This is a genomic window from Mucilaginibacter sp. P2_A5, assembly GCF_056404995.1.
In genome coordinates, this window is the sequence record NZ_JBFUCY010000032.1 from 39,749 (window position 1) to 61,360 (window position 21,612).

The 21,612-nt window shown below is 42.8% G+C and carries 23 protein-coding genes; 12 read left to right on the plus strand and 11 right to left on the minus strand.

Translation table 11 applies throughout. The features are described 5' to 3' along the window. From AC1DXF_RS23485 to AC1DXF_RS23510, 6 genes are all read right to left on the minus strand, one after another. A complete protein-coding gene (locus tag AC1DXF_RS23485; RefSeq protein WP_477451138.1) occupies positions 1-1,509 on the minus strand; it encodes a TSUP family transporter in 1,509 nt (502 codons plus the stop codon). Then, positions 1,487-2,263, minus strand: coding sequence for a uroporphyrinogen-III C-methyltransferase (gene cobA, locus AC1DXF_RS23490; RefSeq protein ID WP_477451139.1), 777 nt, complete (start codon positions 2,261-2,263; stop codon positions 1,487-1,489). Before cobA ends, AC1DXF_RS23485 begins: the two co-directional genes overlap by 23 nt. Then, positions 2,263-4,353, minus strand: a complete 2,091-nt coding sequence (locus AC1DXF_RS23495) for a nitrite reductase (RefSeq protein ID WP_477451140.1) — start codon at positions 4,351-4,353, stop codon at positions 2,263-2,265. The genes cobA and AC1DXF_RS23495 overlap by 1 nt, the downstream gene beginning before the upstream one ends. A gap of 233 nt (positions 4,354-4,586) precedes the next feature. After that, a complete protein-coding gene (locus AC1DXF_RS23500; protein WP_477451141.1) occupies positions 4,587-5,021 on the minus strand; it encodes an RrF2 family transcriptional regulator in 435 nt (144 codons plus the stop codon). Positions 5,022-5,275: 254 nt separating this feature from the next. Then, complete coding sequence (locus tag AC1DXF_RS23505) at positions 5,276-5,554, minus strand: Rdx family protein (RefSeq protein WP_477451142.1); 279 nt, start codon at positions 5,552-5,554, stop codon at positions 5,276-5,278. After that, positions 5,551-6,393 carry an MOSC domain-containing protein gene (locus AC1DXF_RS23510; RefSeq protein WP_477451143.1) on the minus strand — a complete coding sequence of 281 codons (843 nt, stop codon included), beginning with the start codon at positions 6,391-6,393 and terminating at the stop codon, positions 5,551-5,553. Before AC1DXF_RS23510 ends, AC1DXF_RS23505 begins: the two co-directional genes overlap by 4 nt. Before the next feature lie 192 nt (positions 6,394-6,585). On the opposite strand from AC1DXF_RS23510, the gene AC1DXF_RS23515 reads away from it, so the two are divergent. The 7 genes from AC1DXF_RS23515 to AC1DXF_RS23545 all read left to right on the plus strand — a co-directional run bounded on the left by AC1DXF_RS23515 (position 6,586) and on the right by AC1DXF_RS23545 (position 13,245). Beyond that, the gene (locus tag AC1DXF_RS23515; RefSeq protein ID WP_477451144.1) at positions 6,586-8,295 is read left to right on the plus strand and encodes a GMC oxidoreductase; all 1,710 of its coding nucleotides are present in this window, start codon (positions 6,586-6,588) and stop codon (positions 8,293-8,295) included. 129 nt (positions 8,296-8,424) lie between these two features. Continuing rightward, the gene (locus AC1DXF_RS23520) at positions 8,425-8,901 is read left to right on the plus strand and encodes a GAF domain-containing protein (protein WP_477451145.1); all 477 of its coding nucleotides are present in this window, start codon (positions 8,425-8,427) and stop codon (positions 8,899-8,901) included. Further along, entirely contained in the window at positions 8,901-9,551 is a 651-nt protein-coding gene (locus tag AC1DXF_RS23525; protein WP_477451146.1) for an alpha/beta hydrolase, read from the plus strand. Before AC1DXF_RS23520 ends, AC1DXF_RS23525 begins: the two co-directional genes overlap by 1 nt. Next, positions 9,548-10,150, plus strand: coding sequence for a DNA-3-methyladenine glycosylase (locus tag AC1DXF_RS23530; protein WP_477451147.1), 603 nt, complete (start codon positions 9,548-9,550; stop codon positions 10,148-10,150). Before AC1DXF_RS23525 ends, AC1DXF_RS23530 begins: the two co-directional genes overlap by 4 nt. Positions 10,151-10,184: 34 nt before the next feature. Then, complete coding sequence (gene kynU, locus AC1DXF_RS23535) at positions 10,185-11,471, plus strand: kynureninase (RefSeq protein ID WP_477451148.1); 1,287 nt, start codon at positions 10,185-10,187, stop codon at positions 11,469-11,471. An 11-nt stretch (positions 11,472-11,482) separates the two neighbouring features. After that, positions 11,483-12,337 (plus strand): bestrophin family protein, encoded by an 855-nt coding sequence (locus AC1DXF_RS23540; RefSeq protein WP_477451149.1) that lies wholly within the window; start codon positions 11,483-11,485, stop codon positions 12,335-12,337. 5 nt (positions 12,338-12,342) lie between these two features. Then, positions 12,343-13,245 (plus strand): histone deacetylase family protein, encoded by a 903-nt coding sequence (locus AC1DXF_RS23545; RefSeq protein WP_477451150.1) that lies wholly within the window; start codon positions 12,343-12,345, stop codon positions 13,243-13,245. Here the strand turns inward: AC1DXF_RS23545 and AC1DXF_RS23550 are convergent. The 4 genes from AC1DXF_RS23550 to AC1DXF_RS23565 are packed head-to-tail and all read right to left on the minus strand — an operon-like array spanning position 13,242 to position 16,266. Next, entirely contained in the window at positions 13,242-14,621 is a 1,380-nt protein-coding gene (locus tag AC1DXF_RS23550) for an MATE family efflux transporter (RefSeq protein WP_477451151.1), read from the minus strand. The genes AC1DXF_RS23545 and AC1DXF_RS23550 overlap by 4 nt on opposite strands. 51 nt (positions 14,622-14,672) lie before the next feature. After that, on the minus strand, positions 14,673-15,296 hold the full coding sequence (locus AC1DXF_RS23555) for an AlbA family DNA-binding domain-containing protein (RefSeq protein ID WP_477451152.1): 624 nt from the start codon (positions 15,294-15,296) through the stop codon (positions 14,673-14,675). Between the two features lie 25 nt (positions 15,297-15,321). Next, a complete protein-coding gene (locus AC1DXF_RS23560; protein ID WP_477451154.1) occupies positions 15,322-15,780 on the minus strand; it encodes a GNAT family N-acetyltransferase in 459 nt (152 codons plus the stop codon). A 9-nt stretch (positions 15,781-15,789) separates the two neighbouring features. Continuing rightward, positions 15,790-16,266 (minus strand): DUF4442 domain-containing protein, encoded by a 477-nt coding sequence (locus tag AC1DXF_RS23565; RefSeq protein WP_477451155.1) that lies wholly within the window; start codon positions 16,264-16,266, stop codon positions 15,790-15,792. Positions 16,267-16,457: 191 nt separating this feature from the next. Here AC1DXF_RS23565 and AC1DXF_RS23570 point away from each other — a divergent pair, with 191 nt between their 5' ends. Further along, entirely contained in the window at positions 16,458-16,649 is a 192-nt protein-coding gene (locus AC1DXF_RS23570; RefSeq protein WP_477451156.1) for a coproporphyrinogen III oxidase, read from the plus strand. Between the two features lie 98 nt (positions 16,650-16,747). On the opposite strand, the gene AC1DXF_RS23575 is transcribed toward AC1DXF_RS23570, so the two are convergent. Beyond that, positions 16,748-17,542, minus strand: a complete 795-nt coding sequence (locus AC1DXF_RS23575) for an SDR family NAD(P)-dependent oxidoreductase (protein WP_477451157.1) — start codon at positions 17,540-17,542, stop codon at positions 16,748-16,750. A 243-nt stretch (positions 17,543-17,785) separates the two neighbouring features. On the opposite strand from AC1DXF_RS23575, the gene AC1DXF_RS23580 reads away from it, so the two are divergent. From AC1DXF_RS23580 to AC1DXF_RS23595, 4 genes are all read left to right on the plus strand, one after another. Beyond that, complete coding sequence (locus tag AC1DXF_RS23580; protein ID WP_477451158.1) at positions 17,786-18,838, plus strand: sensor histidine kinase; 1,053 nt, start codon at positions 17,786-17,788, stop codon at positions 18,836-18,838. 13 nt (positions 18,839-18,851) lie between these two features. Beyond that, entirely contained in the window at positions 18,852-20,012 is a 1,161-nt protein-coding gene (locus tag AC1DXF_RS23585; RefSeq protein WP_477451159.1) for a redoxin domain-containing protein, read from the plus strand. Beyond that, the gene (locus tag AC1DXF_RS23590) at positions 20,009-20,713 is read left to right on the plus strand and encodes a LytR/AlgR family response regulator transcription factor (RefSeq protein ID WP_477451160.1); all 705 of its coding nucleotides are present in this window, start codon (positions 20,009-20,011) and stop codon (positions 20,711-20,713) included. The genes AC1DXF_RS23585 and AC1DXF_RS23590 overlap by 4 nt, the downstream gene beginning before the upstream one ends. Before the next feature lie 181 nt (positions 20,714-20,894). Next, positions 20,895-21,548: a potassium channel family protein gene (locus AC1DXF_RS23595; protein ID WP_477451161.1), complete on the plus strand. Its 654-nt coding sequence runs from the start codon at positions 20,895-20,897 to the stop codon at positions 21,546-21,548. The last annotated feature ends 64 nt before the right edge of the window (positions 21,549-21,612 follow it).

The following is a 21,612-nucleotide window of genomic DNA, read 5'->3' on the forward strand; positions in this document are numbered from 1 at the left end:
TCAGATAACCTTTGTAATAAAGGCGACAATTGATTTAATACTTACCAAAATCACAATAATGCCTACTGACACCATGATGGTTTTTGTTGAAATTTTATTTGAAATTTTTGCCGCTATTGGCGCTGCTAACGCGCTGCCCAGTATTAAACCAGCTACGGCCTGCCAATGATCGCTGCTTACCATGGCAATGAAAGTAATGGAGCCCATCAGTGCTATAAAAAAACGCGATAACTTTACAGTACCTAAAGAAAATATCGGGCTGCGGCCACCTGCAATTAAAGTAGATAACACGATTGAACCCCAGCCGCCGCCGCCAACCGCATCGATAAAGCCGCCGCCTAAGCCCAGTAACGAGATCCGTTTTACCTTATCTGCTGATTTTTTACGTTTTACATTAAACGCTTTAGATAGTATTACAATGCCCAGTATTAAGGTATATACGGATACTACGGGTTTGGTGTACATACTGTAATGCTCAAGCGACGATAAAAGATAAGCGCCGGTAACAGCACCGATAATACCCGGAATCACCAATAGCTTAAACAACTTCCAGTTGATATTGCCCATACGGTAATGCATCCATCCGGCAATACCGCAGCTCATGATCTCGGACAGGTGGACGCCCATACTTGCCGAAGCAGGAGGGATACCCATAGAAAGGGAAAATGTGGTTGATGTAACACCATACGACATACCGATGGCTCCATCTATCATTGCGAACACAAACCCTGCACCTAAAAAGTAATAGAATTGTGGGTTCACACCTTCCACAAAGGTTTTAAAAGCCGGCTCCTTGAAGTATAAAGCGGTTATAACAATAGCTAATGAAGCAATAATGGTTAACCAGATAAGCCAGATAAAATTTTTGATGACAACCGATTTTGGCTTAACCAATACTGAAGTTACATCATTCAGTTGTTTAACTTTATCAGCAAAATCGCCGCTTAAAGTGTTCCGTAGCTCGCTCATTTGCTGAAGGGTGGCATCCAGCTCATCGGGCAGGCTTTCGTTTAAAACTTCTTTTAAACGTTTGGCTACTGTGGGCGATTTACCGTTGGTTGATATGGCCAGTTTCAGATCGCCCTTTTTCACTATCGAACCTAAATAAAAATCACAAAGTTCGGGCTTATCGGCCACGTTGATGAGCAGTTTGCGGTCATGTGCCGATTGACGCACATACTTGTTAAGTTCGCTATCATTGGTAGCAGCAATTACCACCTCGGCAGCATCCAGGTCGTTGTCGGTAAATGATTTCTGAACAATGTTTAACCCCTTATGCCGTGCGGTAAGTTCATGAATCTCTGGCAAAAATGTTTTTGATATTACGGTTACTCTTGCCAGCTGGCTATTGTTTAAAATAGCTGTTAGCTTTTCGAGGCCCACATTGCCGCCACCCACCAATACCGTATGCAGGGTATTCAGCTTCAAAAATACAGGGAACAATTGGTTTCCGCCGATATCTTCGTGCTCAATCTTATTTAAGCTTTTATCCTTTGGCAACAACGTCATAAATTTCTTTAATCAACTGAAATTTTGGGTGCAATGAAACCACTTCGCCCAGCACTATAATAGCCGGCGAACTGATGTTATTTTCCTTAACCGCGTCAACAATGGTATTAACGGTTGCAATGGCAACTTTTTCGTCTGCGGTAGTGCCGCTTTGAATTACTGCTACCGGCAGCTTGCTTTTTCCTTCACTTTTAAATATTTCGGTAATCGCGACCAATTTACTGATGCCCATAAGCACAACAACCGTTGCCTTGCTTTTGGCAGCATCATACAAATCAGGAGAGATGTTTCCGTTTGCTGTAGTACCGGTAATCACCCAGAAACTTTCGCTTAAACCACGGTGCGTTACCGGGATGTTTTGTAGTTCGGCTACCGCTATGGAACTGGAGATACCAGGGACCACCGAGGCTGGGATATCATAAGACGCGGCAAAATCCAATTCTTCAAACCCGCGGCCAAATACAAATGGATCGCCGCCCTTTAACCTTACCACATGCCCGTAATTGATGGCATAATCAACCATCAGTTTATTTACGGCTTCCTGCGAATAAGTATGATCGCCGGAGCGTTTACCTACGTATACCTTCACCGAAGCTTCGGGCGCATTGCCCAATAATTCCTCGTTCACCAGGGCATCGTATAAAACAACATCGGCTGTTTTTAACGCTTTAATGGCTTTAACGGTAATCAGGTCGGCATCGCCGGGGCCTGCGCCCACCAAAGTTATTTGGGGTTGTTTTGTATTATCAGTCATTATTGTACCAATGCCTCTCTTTGCGCTTTGCTTTTTCCTAAAAATTCCTCGGCCTGCGCTAAATATGCCGCAGCAAACTCGGCCGATGGCTCATTTTGGTTAATCTGTAATACCAGATCATTGAAGGTTCCCTGTAAATCAAACTCGCCGGTTGCCACAAACTGTGCGTCAAATTCTTTAATGATACCAGCCTGCGTGCTGCTGTTGGTGCCTTTATCAAGCAATAAAGCTTTTGCCGAACTGATAAACACATTATACGAATGATAAATAGCATCAGACCATGCACCTTCGGTAAATGAACCGTTTGCCCAGCCCATTTTTTCCTCCGATTCAAAAAGAAGGGTAGCAACCAAATCAATAACCACACCGGCGCACTCGCCTACACCAATAGCAGATACATAGGTTTCCTGGTGGCCCCAGTCAACAAATTCATCATCGGTAAGGGTTGTTAAATCTGCAAGCGGTTTCAGCAGGCGGTAAAAATAATCTTTACCCTGGCGGTCGTAATAGGCGTGGAAAGTTTCACCCTCCGGCGAAAACTCTTTGTAATCGTCAAGGATCTTTCTTAATACGTCGGTTGCACGTTTTGACGGTACTTTAACTACTCTTTCGGCCGCACGGCCTACACCATCGCCTACGGTGCCGCCACCCAGCATTACCTGTACCGAGGGCAATACCTTTGTACCAGCCTTAAGCGAACTGCCATGAAACCCAATATGTGCCAAGCCATGCTGACCGCAGGAGTTCATACAACCGCTGATTTTTATTTTGATGTCGCGGTTAAAAATGAACTCTTCGTATTCATTGTAAATTAAATCTTCAAGCACGCGAGCCATGGTCATGCTGTTGCTGATGCCCAGGTTACAGGTATCGGTACCGGGGCAGGTAGTAACATCGGCTAAGGTATCAAAGCCAGGCGCTGCAAGCTCCAGCTTAGCTAAACCTTCATATAAAGCAGGCAACGCTTCTTTACGTACAAATTTTAATAGTAAACCCTGGTTTTGGGTAATGCGGATTTCGTTAGCCACTAACGGCTCTAAAACCTTTACCAGGGCGCGGGCAGTATCAGATGGGATGTCACCCACCGGCACTTTAACATACACGCCGTAAAAACCTTTTTGCTTTTGTTCAAAAACGTTGGTAGCCAACCATTGTTCGTAGCGGAATGGGTTGCTGATTTCTACATCAGGGTATTCGGCCGTTGCCGACAACGCGGGTAACGCAATGGTATCACGATTAACAGGATAGCTTTTTACTTTAATGGCAGTCCTTTCAATTTTAGCTAAACGTAAAACTTCTTCCAATCCAATCTTCTGGATCAGGTATTTCATCCGGGCCTTATTACGGTTGTTACGTTCGCCATAGCGGTCAAACACCCGAATGATGGCTTCGATGTAAGGGATCAGCTGATCTTCCGGTAAAAACTCTTCTACAATGCTTGCCAATATAGGTTGTGCACCTAAGCCGCCGCCTAAAAGGATCTTGAAGCCACGTTCGCCATTAGCATTTACTTTAGGAATGGCGCCAATATCATGAATATATGAGAAAGCGGTATCGGCATCGCTTGACGAAAACGAGATTTTAAATTTACGGCCCATTTCCTGGCAAACAGGGTTACGCAAAAAGTACTCAAAAGTAGCATGTGCATAAGGCGAAACATCAAACGGCTCCAACGGATCGATGCCGGCGGTAGGAGAGGCGGTAACATTTCTTACGGTATTGCCACAGGCTTCGCGCAGTGTAATGTCATCCTGCTCCAGCCTGGCCCAAAGCTCTGGTGTACGGTCGAGGCTTACATAATGGATCTGGATGTCCTGGCGGGTGGTAAGGTGCAAATTACGGCTTCCGTACTCGTCAGATATATCTGCAATTTTAAGCAGTTGCTTAAAGGTTATCTTACCAAATGGCAGCTTAATACGCACCATTTGTACACCTGGCTGGCGTTGGCCATATACGCCACGGGCCAAACGAAGGCTCCTGAATTTTTCGTCGTGTATTTTACCTTCGCGAAAAGCTCTGATCTTTTTTTCCAGGTCAATGATATCCTGCTCTACTATTGGGTTCTCCAGTTCTGTTCTGAAGCTTTGCATAAGCTATTTTTTTAATCAATTATAAAAAAGCCCCTTTGGCTTTGGCTAAAGAGGCGTATGTGGGTAATACAAATTATAGCCGTGTCCTGTCGCCGGTTAAACAGCAGTACATGTGGATATAAGTGTGTGTATTAATAGGGCTCATTATGTTTTATATCACAAATATATACATAGTATAGGGAAATGGTAGAATTTAATTGAAAAAACTGTTATTTGACAGTTTTATGATGACATTACACGTTGATGAGCGTCTGCTCGCGGGTGATAATGTCAGCGATACTGGTCTCGCTCAGGATTTTTAGCGTAGCATCCCGCACATCAACAAACACATCGCGGATACCACAGGTGGTTTCCTGGTGGCACTCATCGCACTTGTGATAAAAGTTGAGACTGGCGCAGGGCACCATAGCTATGGGGCCATCGGTAATGCGCATAATGCTTACCAGGAAAATCTCTTTCGGATCGCGGTTTAGGCTGTAGCCGCCACCTGCCCCTTTTTTACTATACAGGAAACCAGCGTTGCGCAGGTCGAGCAGGATTTGCTCCAGGAATTTTTTGGGAATTCGTTCTGCCTCGGCGATTCTCGAAATTTGCATCGGCGGTTGATCTATGTTTTTGCCCAGGATCACCAATGCCTTAATAGCGTACTTTGTTTTTTTGGAAAGCATTTTAAAAGATAAAAACTCAAAAAGTTAAACAATATTAAATAAAATATTCCACTAAAACTATAGAGTACAACGATACTATCTTATTTACCTTTTTTGTTATAATAAAATTACAGTTTGCAGAAAAATATGTAAAATCAATGGATGTTAAGACGGAAAAAGGGGAGATATGATGTATTGTATTTCTTTTTATTGAAAAAAAGCGCTGTTAATTGAATACACAATTGCAATAAACCCCGATATTTTTTGATAAATCTTTATTTTTTATCCGAATGTCCAAGGTTTTTTTCGGGATTAACCCTGTCACGCACCAATTGCTTCAATTCTTTAATTTCAGGAAAACGCCCCTCTTTTTTTCTGTCAAAAATTACATCGCCATCAATAAAAATAGAATATCTTCCGCTTATTTCGCTTGGGTGCAGGGTTACACCATAAATATCATCAGTAAAAGTGGTAAGCAGCTCCTGGGCTATATAGGCTGCCCGTAGCATCCAGCCGCATTTGGGGCAATATTCAATGGTGACGGTTGGCTTCATAATACTGACTTCTTTTTTTCTATTATAAATCTGTCCTCGTTATGCGTACTTAACACATCAAGGTTATCGCCAACGGCAACAATCCCCGCGCCCCGGTGTACCAGGTTTTGCCCAAAAAGGATCTTATTGTTTTTTAAGCGATAGGTAGCCAGCGTTTTCAACGGTTCTTTAGCTTTTACGCCCGTTTGCTGATTGATGGTAGTCATTACGCATCGTGAGCAAAGTTTAGCGCCATAAAAACTGATGCCGGCGATGGTAATATGGTTCATTACGTCTTCGCTAAAGGCATCGCCGCCGGTAAAAACAATGTTGGGCCTAAACCTATCCATCGGTAAAGCAGCCGGCAGGCGTTTATTCAAATCTTCCAGTGAAGCCTGGCCGATGAGTAAAAAGGGATAGGCATCCGCGAAAGAAGTGATCATGCCCGGTTGGGCATAGCGTTGGTCAACTTCACGTTCACTGTCGTCGGGCATGTAAATCAGCCGGCATTTTATACCTAAAACGGTACTGAACCAATGATCAATATCATTACTAATATACACGCCGGTGGTAATGTCGTCCCAAATGGTTACACTTTGTTTAGCAACTGAGCTGTATATAAAAGGCACTTTTATCGAACCATATAACTGATGGCTAACCAATAAGCCATCGGCTTCAATAGCTACTTTTATTAAGGCCATCCGGGGATGCTCACGTTGTGTAAGAAAGCGGTTTTGTTCGTCAACCAGCATCCACCGCCTGTCATATTTAAAACCGCGTGAGGTAACTTCGGCCGAATTAACCGGGATGCCGCCAAGGGATTTGATAGGGTATATGTAGAGTTGGCTGATGTGAAGCATAAAAGACTAATGTGACACGGTAAAAATAGAAAATTTTGGCCTCAATGTGAAGTCTGCGTGAAAGCACCGGCACTCCATTCAGGTTCAGATAAAAAATATTTCAATCGATTGCTTTAGTTAATATTAATTGATAATATTGTTTTATCCAATACAGAAACCATTTCTTATTTTACTCATAACCAATTTGAGATTATGCCATTAAACAATGTAAACGGCAGCGCTAAAGCCGGTAATACTTATGATGCTATTGTTATAGGTTCGGGCATCAGCGGCGGCTGGGCGGCTAAAGAATTAACAGGCAGGGGTTTAAAAACCATTATGCTTGAACGGGGCGGAAAGTTTGATCACATTAAAGATTACAAAACAGCTGCCAAAGACCCCTGGGACTTTGAACATCGCGGATCCGTAACCCAGGAACAGCGGAAGGCCCGCCCGGTAATTTCACGCAACTGGGGCGCCCAGGAGGCTATTATGGATTACTGGGTTAATGAGCAGGAAGCGCCTTATCATGAGGTTAAGCCGTTTAACTGGTGGCGATCATACCAAATGGGTGGCCGCTCTATTTTATGGGGGCGCCAAAGCTACCGCTGGAGCGATTTTGACTTTGAAGCCAATGCAAAAGATGGCTGGGCTATTGACTGGCCTATCCGTTATAAAGACCTGGCGCCATGGTATGACCACGTGGAGAAATTCGCCGGCATAAGTGGGTCGTTAGAAGGATTGCCACAATTACCCGACGGACATTTTTTACCACCGATGGACATGAACTGGGTTGAGAAAGATGTAGCTGCGCGGCTCAAAAAGAATTATAACGATACCAGGCACATGATTATTGGCCGGACTGCAAACTTAACAGCCGCCATACCTGGCCGCACCCAATGCCAGTTCAGGAACAGGTGCTGGGAGGGATGCCCTTTTGGCGGATATTTTAGTACGCAATCATCAACATTGCCCGCCGCTTTGGCTACCGGTAACTTAACCGTAAGGCCATACAGTATAGTCACCAGGATATTATATGATAAAGATACCCAAAAAGCCAAAGGGGTAGAGGTGCTGGATGCCGAAACCAACCAAACGTATGAGTACTACGCCAAAGTAGTGTTTGTAAACGCTTCGGCTCTGAACAGTGCATGGGTATTGATGAACTCTGCTACCGATATCTGGCCCGATGGATTGGGCAGTAGCAGTGGCGAACTGGGTCATAATGTTATGGATCATCATTATAACTTGGGTGCATCAGGCTCGGTTGAAGGGTTTGAAGACAAGTATTATTACGGCAGGCGTGCCAATGGCATTTATATTGTGCGCTTTGCCAATTTATTTGGCGATAAGCGCGATTACCTGCGTGGCTTTGGTTACCAGGGCGCGGCAAGCCGTACCGGCTGGAGCCGTGAGATTGCCGAGATGAATATTGGCGCTCAATATAAAGAAGCTATTACCGAACCCGGCGACTGGCAAATAGGTATAGGCGGATTTGGCGAACTGCTGCCGTATCACGATAACAAAATTACACTTGATAAAACCCGCAAAGACAAATGGGGGCTGCCAATTTTATCTATGGATGCGGTTATCCGGGAAAATGAAATGAAGATGCGTATCGACATTGTAAAAGAAGCTAAAGCAATGCTGGAAAGTGCCGGCGTTAAAAACGTAAAAACGAGCGACAGGGGGCATAACATAGGCGATGGCATTCACGAAATGGGCACCGCCCGCATGGGCCGCGATCCTAAAACATCGGTATTAAATGAACATAACCAGGTTTGGGATGCCAAAAATGTTTTTGTTACCGATGGCGCGGCCATGACTTCGTCGGCATGCCAAAATCCATCCTTAACTTATATGGCGTTAACCGCCCGGGCAGCAAATTTTGCAGCCGACGAGTTGAAGAAAGGGAATATTTAATTGATTTGAAAATTTGAAGATGGGTGTTTGATAGTTGTAGTATTGTCGGTGCTTTTTGCATTGTAAATAATATGCAAAAATTGACTTTTTCACTAAAATACTTGCTATCAAATTATCCATCTTTGCGTTATGGCAGAGGATTTAAACATAACCACATCGACCGATAAAACAGAACAATACACCACGTTGCTACCCCAGATAGCAGCTTTGCTTGATGGCGAAACTGATTTGGTGGCCAACCTGGCCAATATCAGCGCAGCTTTAAAAGAGCAGTTTAATTGGTTTTGGGTGGGTTTTTACATGGTAAAAAACGACGAGCTTGTTTTAGGCCCTTTCCAGGGGCCTGTGGCATGCACCCGCATTAAATTGGGCAAAGGTGTTTGCGGCGCGGCATGGGAGCAGGCCAAAACATTAATAGTGCCGAATGTTGAGGAGTTTCCCGGGCATATTGCATGCAGCTCGCTTTCCCGGTCGGAGATTGTGGTGCCGGTATTTAATAACGATTTAGCAGTAGGTGTGCTGGATGTTGATAGCGAATTATTGGATCAGTTTGATGAAACCGATGCTTTGTTTCTTGAGCAAATAGTAAAGCTGATTAAGTTTTAATGAGCAAGATCTATATTATTCCCGGACTTGGTGCCGACACCCGGATTTACAAGAATATCGACCTGCACGGCCATGAAGTTATCCCGATAAACTGGATAGAGCCAAGCAAAGCTGATACTTTAGCTATGTACGCCCAAAAGCTTATCGATCAATATAATATAAAACCAGATTCGGTATTGATCGGCAATTCGCTGGGAGGGATGCTGGCGGTAGAAATTGCCAAGGTTTTACCAATGGAAAAGGTGATCCTGATATCCAGCATCAAAACCAGCGATGAGGCGCCAGGCTATTTTAGCTTTTTCAAAAATGTGCCGATTCAAAAACTTGTCCCGGGCAAATTAATGACTTCGATGGGTTCTATGATCAGGCCGGTGTTCGGAGGGATGACTAAAGATGATGCAAGGGTGTTCATGGAGATGTTGAAAGGTACTTCACCGGTGTTTATCGAATGGGCGATGGGTGCTATTTTAGCATGGAAAAATGATATTGTCCCACCAAATACCTACCACATTACCGGCGATAAAGATTTGGTTTTCGATTACAAAAAAATAAAAGGCGCCACCATTGTAAAAGGCGGCACCCATATTATGATTTTTGATAAAGCCGGTGAAATAAACACGTTATTAAAACCAATCCTTTATCAACAATGAAACTAAATGAGTACTATTACCTCGGGAATGATGTAGTTGCCATCAGTAAAAACCTGCTTGGCAAGTACCTGTTTACCTGTATAGACGGTGTAACTACCGGTGGTTATATTGTTGAAACAGAAGCTTATAACGGAGTTATTGATAAGGCTTCTCACTCCTACGGCAACCGGATAACCCCTCGTACCAAAACTATGTTTATGCAAGGTGGTATAGCCTATGTTTACCTATGCTATGGCATTCATGAGATGTTTAACATAGTTACTTCTGTTGAGGGTACACCCCATGCTATACTTATTCGTGCAATAAACCCTACCGAAGGCATTGAGGCCATGCAGGTTAGGCGCAATATGCCCATACTTAAGCCCACTATTACTGCGGGGCCAGGCTCGGTGGCTAAGGCATTAGGTATCTCCCGAAATATTAATGCGATAAGCCTGCAAAGCGATACGCTTTGGATAGAAGACCGTGGACTTAATTTTACTGATGACCAGATTGCCATTGGCCCACGTATTGGCGTAAGTTATGCGGGGGAAGATGCGTTTTTACCGTATCGTTTTTACATAAAAGGCAATAAATACGTGAGTAAACCCAATAAATAACCCACTTTAAATAGCCTTTTTGTAATATTGGGCGATGAACTACCAAAATAGCTTAGCATTTGCAATTCAGCAGGACGAACTCGATCCATTGAAAGAGTTCAGAGATCGTTTTTTGATCCCGAAACATAGGGGAAGAGACGCTATTTATCTTTGTGGTAATTCTCTTGGCTTGCAGCCAAAATCTGCTGCTCAATATGTAGCCGATCAAATGGCAAACTGGCAAAACCTTGCGGTTGAGGGTTGGTTTCAGGGAAATGATCCCTGGCTGGAGTACCACAAGCCGCTTGCAAAGTCAGTGGCTGCTATAGTCGGTGCAAATGAAAATGAAGTTGCTGTTATGAATTCACTTACAGTAAATCTTCATTTACTGATGGTAAGCTTCTATAAACCAAATAGTAAAAGGTTTAAGATTATTATGGAAGCCGGAGCTTTTCCATCAGATCAATACGCCATGGAAAGCCAGGTAAAGTTTCATGGCCTTGATCCTAAAACTGCTATTATAGAAATTTTTCCGCGTGAGGGCGAAGTAACTTTACGTGCCGAAGATATCTTAAGCTGCATAAAAGAGCACGCTGATGAATTGGCGTTAGTGATGTTTAGCGGGATTAATTACTACACGGGCCAGTTTTTTGATTTACAGGCTATAGCTGAGGCTGCCCATGAAGCCGGCGCTTACGCCGGGTTCGATTTAGCGCACGCAGCCGGTAACGTGCCTTTGAAGTTGCACGAGTGGGGAGCTGATTTTGCCTGCTGGTGCTCGTATAAATACATGAATTCCGGCCCCGGAGGCATTAGCGGGATATTTGTACATCAAAAACATTTTACAGATAAGGAAATGAACCGCTTTGCCGGTTGGTGGGGCTACCGTGCCGATAAACGCTTTTTGATGGCCCCCGGCTTCGATCCAGCATCAGGTGCCGATGGCTGGCAGGTGAGCACCAGCCCCATAATCCTTTTGGTTTTATTTAAGGCCTCTATGGCGATTTTTGACGATGTGGGTGATATTGATGCCCTTCGCAAGAAAAGTGTTGCGCTAACGGGCTATTTGGAGTTTTTGATCGGGGAGATTAATAAAGAGCTTAATGGTAATGTTTTTAACATCATTACGCCGGCAGATGAAATTATGCGGGGTTGCCAGCTATCGGTAGTTTGCAACCAAAATGCCAAAGCGATTTTTAAATACCTGGCAGATCATGGCGTAATTGGCGACTGGCGTGAACCGGATGTGATTCGCTTAAGTCCTGTGCCATTATATAATTCTTTCCAGGACGTTTATCATACAGCAAAACACCTGGCAAGTGCCATCGAAGCTGTAAAATAGATTATTGAGATATGGTTTATTACAATCCCAAAGAGTGGTTTTCTTTTATTTTTAAGCTTAACAAAGCCGATACCTTACGTGAACTTCTGCCACTGATAATTGCAGTTAGCGCCTATGCAGGGGTGGTTATTTATTTACTGATAGATTTTTGGCACCTGCCAGATAGCAGCCTGCTCAAAAAAGTAAGTTTTGTGCACCAAACCGTAGGATTTGTGTTATCGTTACTGCTGGCATTCCGGATTAATTCGGCTTATGACCGTTGGTGGGAAGGCAGGAAGGTATGGGGCAGCCTGACAAATAGCAGCCGTAACCTGGCAATAAAACTAAAATTCCTGGTAGGTAAAGATGAGTGGGCGTTTTTTAACTACCTGATCCCGTTGTACGCAAGAGTGTTACGGAATCATCTTCGGGATATCTATATATCAGAAGAGCAAGCTTTTATTGTTATCGACGCCGAAAAACATGTGCCTAACCAGGTGGCATCTGCCATTATCGGGCGTATTTATGCACTTAACAAACAGGGTAATATCAACCCGGAGCAATTATTTAGCATAACTACAGAAATTACTTCATTTACAGATATTTGCGGTGCCTGTGAGCGGATCAGGAAAACCCCGATACCGTTCTCATACAACGTTTTTATCAAGAAGTTCATCTTTACTTATATCATGACGCTTCCATTTACATGGGCATTTGAGATGAAATATCTTGCTATACCAATTATTGGTTTTGTACTATTTGTTTTTGCCAGTATTGAGTTACTTGCCGAAGAAATTGAAGACCCGTTTGGATACGATGCCAATGATCTGCCCCTGGATAATATTTGCGAAAATATCCAGAAACACGTTGGAGAGATCCTGGGTTAATTACCATGTTCAAGATAGCCTACGACCCGATATACGCACATCCGCTGCCCGAAGGGCATCGTTTCCCGATGTTGAAGTATGAACTGATTCCGGCACAGTTAGTGCACGAAGGGCTTGTTAAACCCGATGACATTTTCTCCCCGGGACTTTTATCGGATGATATTATAATCAAAACTCATGATAAAGGCTACTGGAAACAACTCCGCGATTTAACGCTCCCATCAAAAGAACAGCGGCGAATAGGCTTCCCTTTATCGGCACAACTGGTTGAGCGTGAAGTAAGAATCGCTAAAGGAACTATTGATGGTTGTTTAGCCGCTTTAAATAACCGGATTGCTTTTAATGTAGCCGGTGGCACACATCATGCCGGTACAAACTGGGGCGAAGGGTTTTGTATGCTGAATGACCAGGCTATTGCTGCTAACTATTTACTAGATAGTAACTTATCAAACTCTATCTTGATTATTGATTTAGATGTTCACCAGGGCAATGGCACGGCGCAGATATTTGAAAAAGAAGCCAGGGTATTCACATTTTCGATGCATGGTGATAAAAATTTCCCTTTCAGAAAAGAACGATCTGATCTTGATATTCCATTAGCCGATGGGGTTGGAGATGAAGAATACCTGGATATCTTACATAAAACACTGCCAAAGTTAATCAGTACACATAAACCGGACTTTGTTTTTTACCTGTCGGGTGTTGACATTTTGAGCACCGACAAACTGGGCAAGTTATCCCTCAGCAAAGATGGCTGTAAAAAACGCGATAGATTTGTTTTTGAACAATGCATCAGCAATAATTTACCGGTGCAAGTAAGCATGGGAGGTGGTTACTCGCCACAGATTAAAGATATTGTAGATGCACATTGCAATACCTTTAAAGCTGCTATTGACTTGTATTTTTAATCGTTTGCCAATATTGGTATTGTTATGTCCTTATGACGTTTGCTGATCACGTTGAACCTGAAAAAAAGCAGGATAGAAGCGATAGCCAATCCTAATACAAGTCCGTACCAAACGCCGTAAACGCCCATTTTCAATTTAATGCCAAGTAGGTAACCTACTGGCAAACCGGCTACCCAATAAGCCAGGAAAGTGATAAGTGTAGGAATATTTACATCGCCCATTCCCCGCAGTACGCCCAGGCCAACTACCTGAGTTCCATCAAATAGCTGAAAGAAGGCAGCAATGATCAGTAATTGTGAAGCAATAAGAATAACATCTTTTTCAGATGTTATTATCCATGGTAAATAATTTCGGCCAACGGTAAAGATAACTGCCGTTATACTCATCAATATCAATACGATATGATAATTTGATATAGCCGCAAGCCGCAAATTTTTATGATCATTAGTCCCGAAGTAATTGCCGGATTTTATGGCAGCGGCGGCGGACACGCCGGTGGCCATCATATAAGTGGCCGAGGCCAGGTTCAGGGCAACCAAATGCGCAGCTTGCTGGTTTACACCAATGGTGCCTATTAAAATAGATGCACCGCCAAACGCGCTGACTTCAAAAATGTATTGCAGGGCAACCGGAGCACCAATTTTCAAGATTTGCAAACCACGTAGGCGGTCGATATTTTTGACGGCAAAACTCTTTAAATAATCTTTAAATATGGGGGATTTGAATACATAAAAGGACATTACAATTGCCATAACACAACGATCAATCAGTGTGCTGTAACCAACTCCTTTTATACCCATAGGATGAATACCGAACAAGCCTTTAACAAATATGACCCCAAGGCAGATATTGATCACGTTGCCCCAAATAGATATTTTCATGGCCTGTTTGGTAAAGCCTAAACCCTCTGCAAACTGCTTAAATGTGTTGAAGATAAGCAGCGGAATAATTGACAAACTTAGCAGGAAAAGATAAGGTGTAGCCGTTTTTACAACTGATGGCGCCTGCCCAAGATGGCCAATTAACGGCAACGTACCGAAGTATATCGCCGAAAACAAGACAACGCCGGTCAGGAGGTTTAACATTAAGCTATTTGATAGTAATAAACCACACTCCTTAAAATCCTTGCGTGCATTGTTTTGAGCGATAAGCGGGGTTAAGCCATATGATATCCCCATACCAACCACAAGTGGTATCATAAACAGGCTGTTTACCAACGAAACCGCGGCTAATGATACTTTATTTGTAAAATGGCCAATGATGATTGAGTCTGATATCTGAACCATAATATGGCCAAGTTGTGATATCATGACGGGAATAGCCAGCTTTAAACTCTCGTTATAAAATGGCCGGTATTTATAGTATATGCCTTTCATTACTTATTTGCAGGGGTGCAAAAGTAACGATTGGAGGCGACAAAGAGCGAACTAGCAAGCCGTATAATATTCCTCTTTTTCGGTTGTATTTATGCGAATAAGCCCCGACAGAATAAGGTCAACCAGGATGCGTTGTGTGCGTCTGCGCCCCATTTTCAGCAATTCGCTACACTCTTTGATAGTTATCCGGTTTGACTTCTCCAGATGGCTGAGAAGGGTTTTCTCATTATCTGAATACGCTATCAAAACGCCTTGATCACTTGCCGACCTTTTAAGTACCTCCAGCACAATTTTACTGGCTAATACACTTTTATCTTTTACCCTTACATAAACCCACCATTTACCATCATCTGCAAGAGCATAATGTGGCTTAAGATCGCTGGCTGGGATATCCACTACCAAAACCATTTTATCGTCAACATAAATTTCTTCAAAAGTAGGCTCCAGTGCAGGCCTGATGAACATGTGGGCGGCCCGCGTAATCATGTAACGCTCTTCGTCTTCGGATTTTACGCCTTTTATGGTGCCATCGTCGGCAACGCCAATTAATAATTTGCCGCCTTTGTTATTGGCAAACGATACCATAGTACGGGCTATCTTTTCGCAGCTGGTAATCGTTTTTTTAAAGTCGAGCTTAACACTCTCGCCCTCAAAAATCAGTTTTTTTATATTCATTATAAGCTCCGGTTCCTTAAACTAATTATTGAGGTTTTATATAAGGTGTAAATATTTCCATCCAGTTTTCGGGCTTGCTTATTTGCGAAAATCCAAACTGTGCGTATAAGCCATGAGCATCCGCTGTAGCTAACGACCAACGTCTTAATCCTTGTAAATCAGGATGTTTAACGATGGTTTGCATTAACCATTTCGACAGGTCTTTTTTCCTGAATTCGGGTAAAATAAATACATCGCAAAGGTAGGCAAAAGTGGCTTTATCTGTAATAACCCGCGCAAACCCGGCAAATGTAGTATGACTATAAACGCCAAAGCACATAGAGTTTTCGATAGCGTTTTCAAGTTTTTGCCGCGGAATGCCTTGCGCCCAATAGGAGTCGTTATTTAAATAGCTGTATATAAGCTCAATATCCAACAGTTTTTTGTCTGTTGATATCATAAAGCCTTTTTCAATAAAAGGCTTATCATCCATAAAAGTAGTCATCAGCTAAAATTATAAATTCTGATCGATAAAATCGAGGTTACGCACATAAACCTCATTCATTAATGAAACACATATTTCACCATCTTTATTATAAATGTCGATAGGGTGGTGGCCCGTGTATTTTCCGGTACTCTTCAATATGTCCTCAGCCTCAGCAATTTCAGCCTCGCCTAAGATAATTTTAAAATGCAAATCACTTGAACCAGGCTTTAAATACTGTATCGTAGACGATTTTGACCATACTCTTAAACGATACCCCTTTTTGATAAACACCTGGTGAAATAACAGCGGATAAAACGGATCTGCGGCTGCGAAAATGGTACCGCCAAAAATGGAGTTATTGTAATTTTTGTTTAAAAAACTCTTTTTGATTTTTACTTCTACCCCTTTAAAATCTTTATCAAATTGCACAACCCAAATTCGTTGGAAAAGGAGGGGAGGGTAAATGCGCATTGCCCACTTTAGTAGGCTTTCGGATACGACCATATTTTTAAATATCTGAATTTTATGGCGAAATAGTTCAATAATGAAACAAAAAATGTCAATTAATTTCAACTTATTTCACAAAAAAATATAACTATTTTCAACTAATGCGCAAACTTGTTTAAACAATGTAACACTTATCGGGTTAATAACTATGTTCATTAAAAACGACACACACTATTAAATCAATAACTATGAAAAAGCAAATTTTAAGTCTCGCATTAGCCGCAACCATGATAACCGCAATTGCAACAGGATGTAGTTCAACTAAAGATGCCAGCGCATCTGACAGTACAAAAATGGATTCAGCTTCTACAACAACCCCGGCAGCAACCGATACCGCTAAAACCGACACCGCCAAAAAAGATACTTCTAAAAAGCAGTAATTATTCGTTAAGTCTTACCGTAAAAATTCCCGGGTTTTCATGGAAATCCGGGAACTTTTATGGTATTTTTATTACACTTTTATTGACATTCAGCCTAATTAAAATGCAGTTTTTATAACCCCACCGTCGGCCCTTAAAGTTGCGCCGTTGGTGGCGGCCGAAAGCGGGCTGGCAACGTAAGTTACCAGGTTGGCAATTTCGTCGGGGGTTATAAAACGTTTGATGAGGGATGTGCCCCGCATGCTGGTGAAAAACTCCTTTTCAATTTCGGCTTCCGTCAGCCCCTGGTCATTGGCCAGGGCAGTGATAAAATCGCCAACACCTTCAGATAGAGTTGGGCCTGGCAATACCGAATTTACAGTAACTGCAGTACCCTTGGTCAGTTCGGCCAATCCGCGGGCAATTGCTATTTGTGCCGTTTTGGTCATTCCGTAATGAATCATCTCGGCGGGAATTTGCAGCGCCGACTCACTCGAAATAAAAATGATGCGGCCCCAGTTTTTGGCAATCATTTTATCAAAATAGGCACGTGATAAACGAACGCCGCTCAGCACATTTACTTCGTAAAATTTAAACCAGTCTTCATCTGTAATTGCCGAAAATTCTTTCGGCTCAAAAATGCCTACGTTGTTTACCAGGATGTCAACCTCTGGTAATTGCGTCAGTAGGTTTTGAATTTGCTGTTTATCCGAAAAGTCGGCTGCGATGCCTTTAATGTTTTTGTTGCCGGTTTCGTTGATCAGTTTATCAACAACCGCATCAACTTTATGTTGATCGCGGCCGTTGAGGTATACCTGGGCGCCTTCGGCTGCTAATGATTTGGCAATGGCATAGCCGATGCCAGCAGTTGAGCCGGTTACCAAAGCAACCTTGCCGTTAAGTTGAAGATCCATATGACTTGTATTTATATCTGATTTTTTGAATTACTATGCAAGATTAATACCTGCTTATTGAACCGCAAGGTTTTAAACTGAAAGATTAAATCACCCTGACAAAAGCGTATGTTTATGACTTAAGTGTGGGGTGTCACAAACAAAGCCACATATCATCGCCATTCACCACAAATTTGGGGTGTTTCACCACATAAATTATAAGGTATCTGTTTGGTTCGTTTACTTTGAGGTAAAAGAAAGCAAATGAAACTCCGCATCCGTAAAATTTTGTTCAATTGGCTGGCTCACTTTGGCATGGTGTGGGTGGTCATTAACCTGTTTACCGTTGTGCCTTACATCTACTATGTTAACCGCAACGGCAATTATCTTTTTCATGACGATAAAACCCCGGTAAGCGCCTGGGAGTATTTTTTCCAGGGAAATTTCAGGTACGATATCATCGTTGTGGCGCTGTTTCTGCTTTTGGCAGAAATTAATTACACGTATTTTTTTGCGAAGCTAAAATGGCACCAGTTTGCAGCAGGCGGCTTGCTCATTAGTATACTTTCTTTTATTGTGCTGGCCTTGCATCGTCCGGAGGCATTGAAAGTATCGGGTATATGGTCTGCGGCACAGCCTATATTGTTAATGGCCGCCTACGCCACGGTATATGGTATAATACGCGATTACTTTTACCAGTTAAAGCATAAAAAAGAGCTTCAGCTGCAGCAAGCCGAAAATGAGCTGAATGCTTTAAAATCGCAGCTAAACCCTCATTTTTTATTTAACAGCCTCAACTATTTATATGGCACAGCATTAAAGGAAAACGCCCCGGTAACTGCCGATGGTATAGATCAGCTATCCGACCTTTTGCGGTACACTATAACCGGCATGCATACCAACTTTGTTCCGCTGGAAGAGGAAATACAGTTTATTAACAATTACCTGGCCTTACAAAAAGCAAGAATGCCCGGAAAAGAGGATATGATAATTGATGTGCAGATCAACGCTGCCGAACCCGGCTGGAAAATTGCACCGCTGCTGCTGCTCACTTTTATCGAAAACGCTTTTAAATATGGCATCAGCATGAATGAGCAGAGCAACGTGAACATCAGGCTAACCATCAGCAACGGTTGCCTAACCTTGCAGGTGGTCAATAAAATAATTAAAGGCAATAGCCAAATAAAAGGGAGTAATACCGGCATTAAAAGCACGCTTAAACGCCTCGAACTGCTTTATCCCGGCAGGTATAAACTTGCAAACGTCAATACCGGCACCGATTATGAAGTTTCGCTTCAACTCCAACTGAATAAATAAACCCACATACCTTATGAAAAAATATACTCTTTTTATGATAGCGCTGCTATCGTACCTGGTAGCCAATGCTCAAAATTATGCAGGCGGCACCTTCAGGCTCATAGTAAAAACAAAAGGGATGGATAAACATACCCGGCTGTTTTTAGCCTGGCAGATAGGCGGCCGCAAGATAATTGATTCGGCAGATCTTGATCAGCAAACGGGTAATTATACTTTTACCGGCAAGATAGACCGGCCATTACCGGCCACCTTAGTTGCCGATCCGGATAGGGTAGGCCTGAATGCCCTGGTACAAAAAACCAAAGCTGGCGCAAAGGTTGACCTGTTAAAGCTTTATCTCCATAAGGGCATCATCAACCTCCATACACCAGGCTTGCTTGCAAACGGAAAGTTTAGCGGGTCGGCAATTAACGTGGATAATAAAAAATTGCAGCAATTATTAAAACCGATATCCGATCAGCAACTTGCTGTGAGCGTGCAGTTAAGAGCCACCCGGGATACCCTGCTTTCGCGCAGGTTAGCTGCGCAACTGGATAGCTTAAACAGGCTCAGAAAGCCTGTCCTGAAAAAGTTCATTATCGATAATCCCGGGAGTTATATGGCGCTGGTAAGTTTATCGGAGTATGGCGGCTCTTTTCCTGATGTGGCTATAGTTTACCCGATGTTTAAAAAGCTTGCGCCTGATGTCAGAAATTCGGCCCTCGGCAGGGAATGCCATAAATTTTTAACGGACCGCGAAAACCTGGTTCGTGGCACAAGGGCCCCCGAATTTACCCAGAACGATACTGCAGGCAAGCCAGTTAGTTTATCAGCTTTCAGGGGGAAATATGTATTGCTGGATTTTTGGGCATCATGGTGCGGGCCCTGCCGGGCAGAAAATCCGCACATCCGCCAGCTGTACCAGGACTTCGGGAACCGGAATTTTACTATATTAGGTATATCTTTAGATGCTGCCGATGGAAAAGCCGCCTGGATAAAAGCTATTAATGACGATCAATTAAAATGGACACAGGTATCGGATTTAAAACACTGGAGCAATAGCGTGGCTAAACTTTACAGTATATACGCCATACCGCAAAGCTTTTTGATTGACCCCAACGGAATTATTATAGCTAAAGGACTAAACTACCAGGAACTAACGAATAAGCTTAACCAAGTATTGCCCCAAAAATGATTAAAGCAATTGCCATAGATGACGAACCGGTTGCGCTGGATATTCTAAAAATACATGCCCAAAAAGTGCCTTATTTACAACTGGATACCGTGTTTTTAAATGCAACCGAAGCGTTAACCTACCTGGACTCAACCCCAACAGACCTGGTTTTTTTGGATATTAATATGCCCGACATATCGGGCCTGGAGTTTGCGGGCCTGGTGAAGCATAAAACGCAGGTGATATTTACCACCGCCTATGCCGAACATGCCCTAAAGGGTTTCGACCTGGCTGCTACCGATTATTTGCTTAAACCTATAAACTTCAGCCGTTTTTTGCAGGCTTGCCAGTTGGCCAATGGCAGGATGCAGCAACCGGCCCCACCAAACACCCAACCTCAAAAATGTTTATTTGTTAAAGACGGCCATAACTGGGTGCAAATTGTGTTTGGCGATATACTGTACATACAGGGTCAGGATAATTATGTATGCATCGTAGAGCAAAACAAACAAACCCTAACCCGCATGACACTGGCCGAATTACAAAATAAGCTACCCGCCGAGCAGTTTTTGAGGATCCATAAATCGTACATTGTGGCAATTCCCAAAATTGAAAAGATTGAAAACCACCAGGTAATTATAAAACCGGCCAAAATTCCATTGTCAAAAGCAGCGCGGGAGGAATTGTTGAGGCGGTTGAATACTGTTGCGGGTGGAGGATGATGGGAGAGGGGGATGCTTTTCCGTGGTGACTTTTATGTTCTTAGTGTTAAAACAATCGTGTCTTTTTTTCGAAATAACTTTGATTGTTAATCAAATAAATTATTGCCATATTTATCTCAAAACAGCTGAAAACTAAATATTTAAACCTTAATTTCATTATCGCCATTAAACCCTGTCATAAATGAGTGTAACCATTACCAAGGAAAATCAGTTGGGCATCCTCAACCTGGTTGTATTTGTATTATCAGTTTATGTACTATTAGCAATATTGATTGATACCATTTTTGTTCTGCCGGAAGAGACCTCCATTCTTCTCAGTTATATAGACAACACCATTTGTGTATTTTTCTTTACAGAATTCTGTGTTCGTTTTTTTCAGGCCGAAAATAAGTTAAAATTTATGCGATGGGGCTGGGTAGATCTCATATCCAGCGTTCCGGCAATTAGTTATTTAAGAGCGGGCCGAATTTTAAGATTGATCCGATTGCTTCGCCTTATCCGGGCATTTCGTTCCACGCAAAGCTTTCTAAATTATGTATTCAGAAACAAAGCCCAGGGCGCGCTTACCTCAGTAGCCATATTAGCTGTACTGCTGATTATATTTTCTTCCATAGCTATCTTACAGGTTGAAAAAGATCCGACCTGTAATATTAAATCGGCGGAAGACGCCATTTGGTGGTCGTATGTAACCATTACCACGGTGGGTTATGGCGATAAGTTTCCGGTAACTACAGAAGGCCGTGTTATAGCAGCGGTATTGATGACTGCCGGGGTGGGGCTGTTCGGAACATTTACAGCATATGTGGCATCCTGGTTTGTTGCGGAGAAAAAGTAGTTGATTTAAAGAAAGTTATTCTTAATAACAGATGAAAACTATGGAAATATATCAACAAAAAATG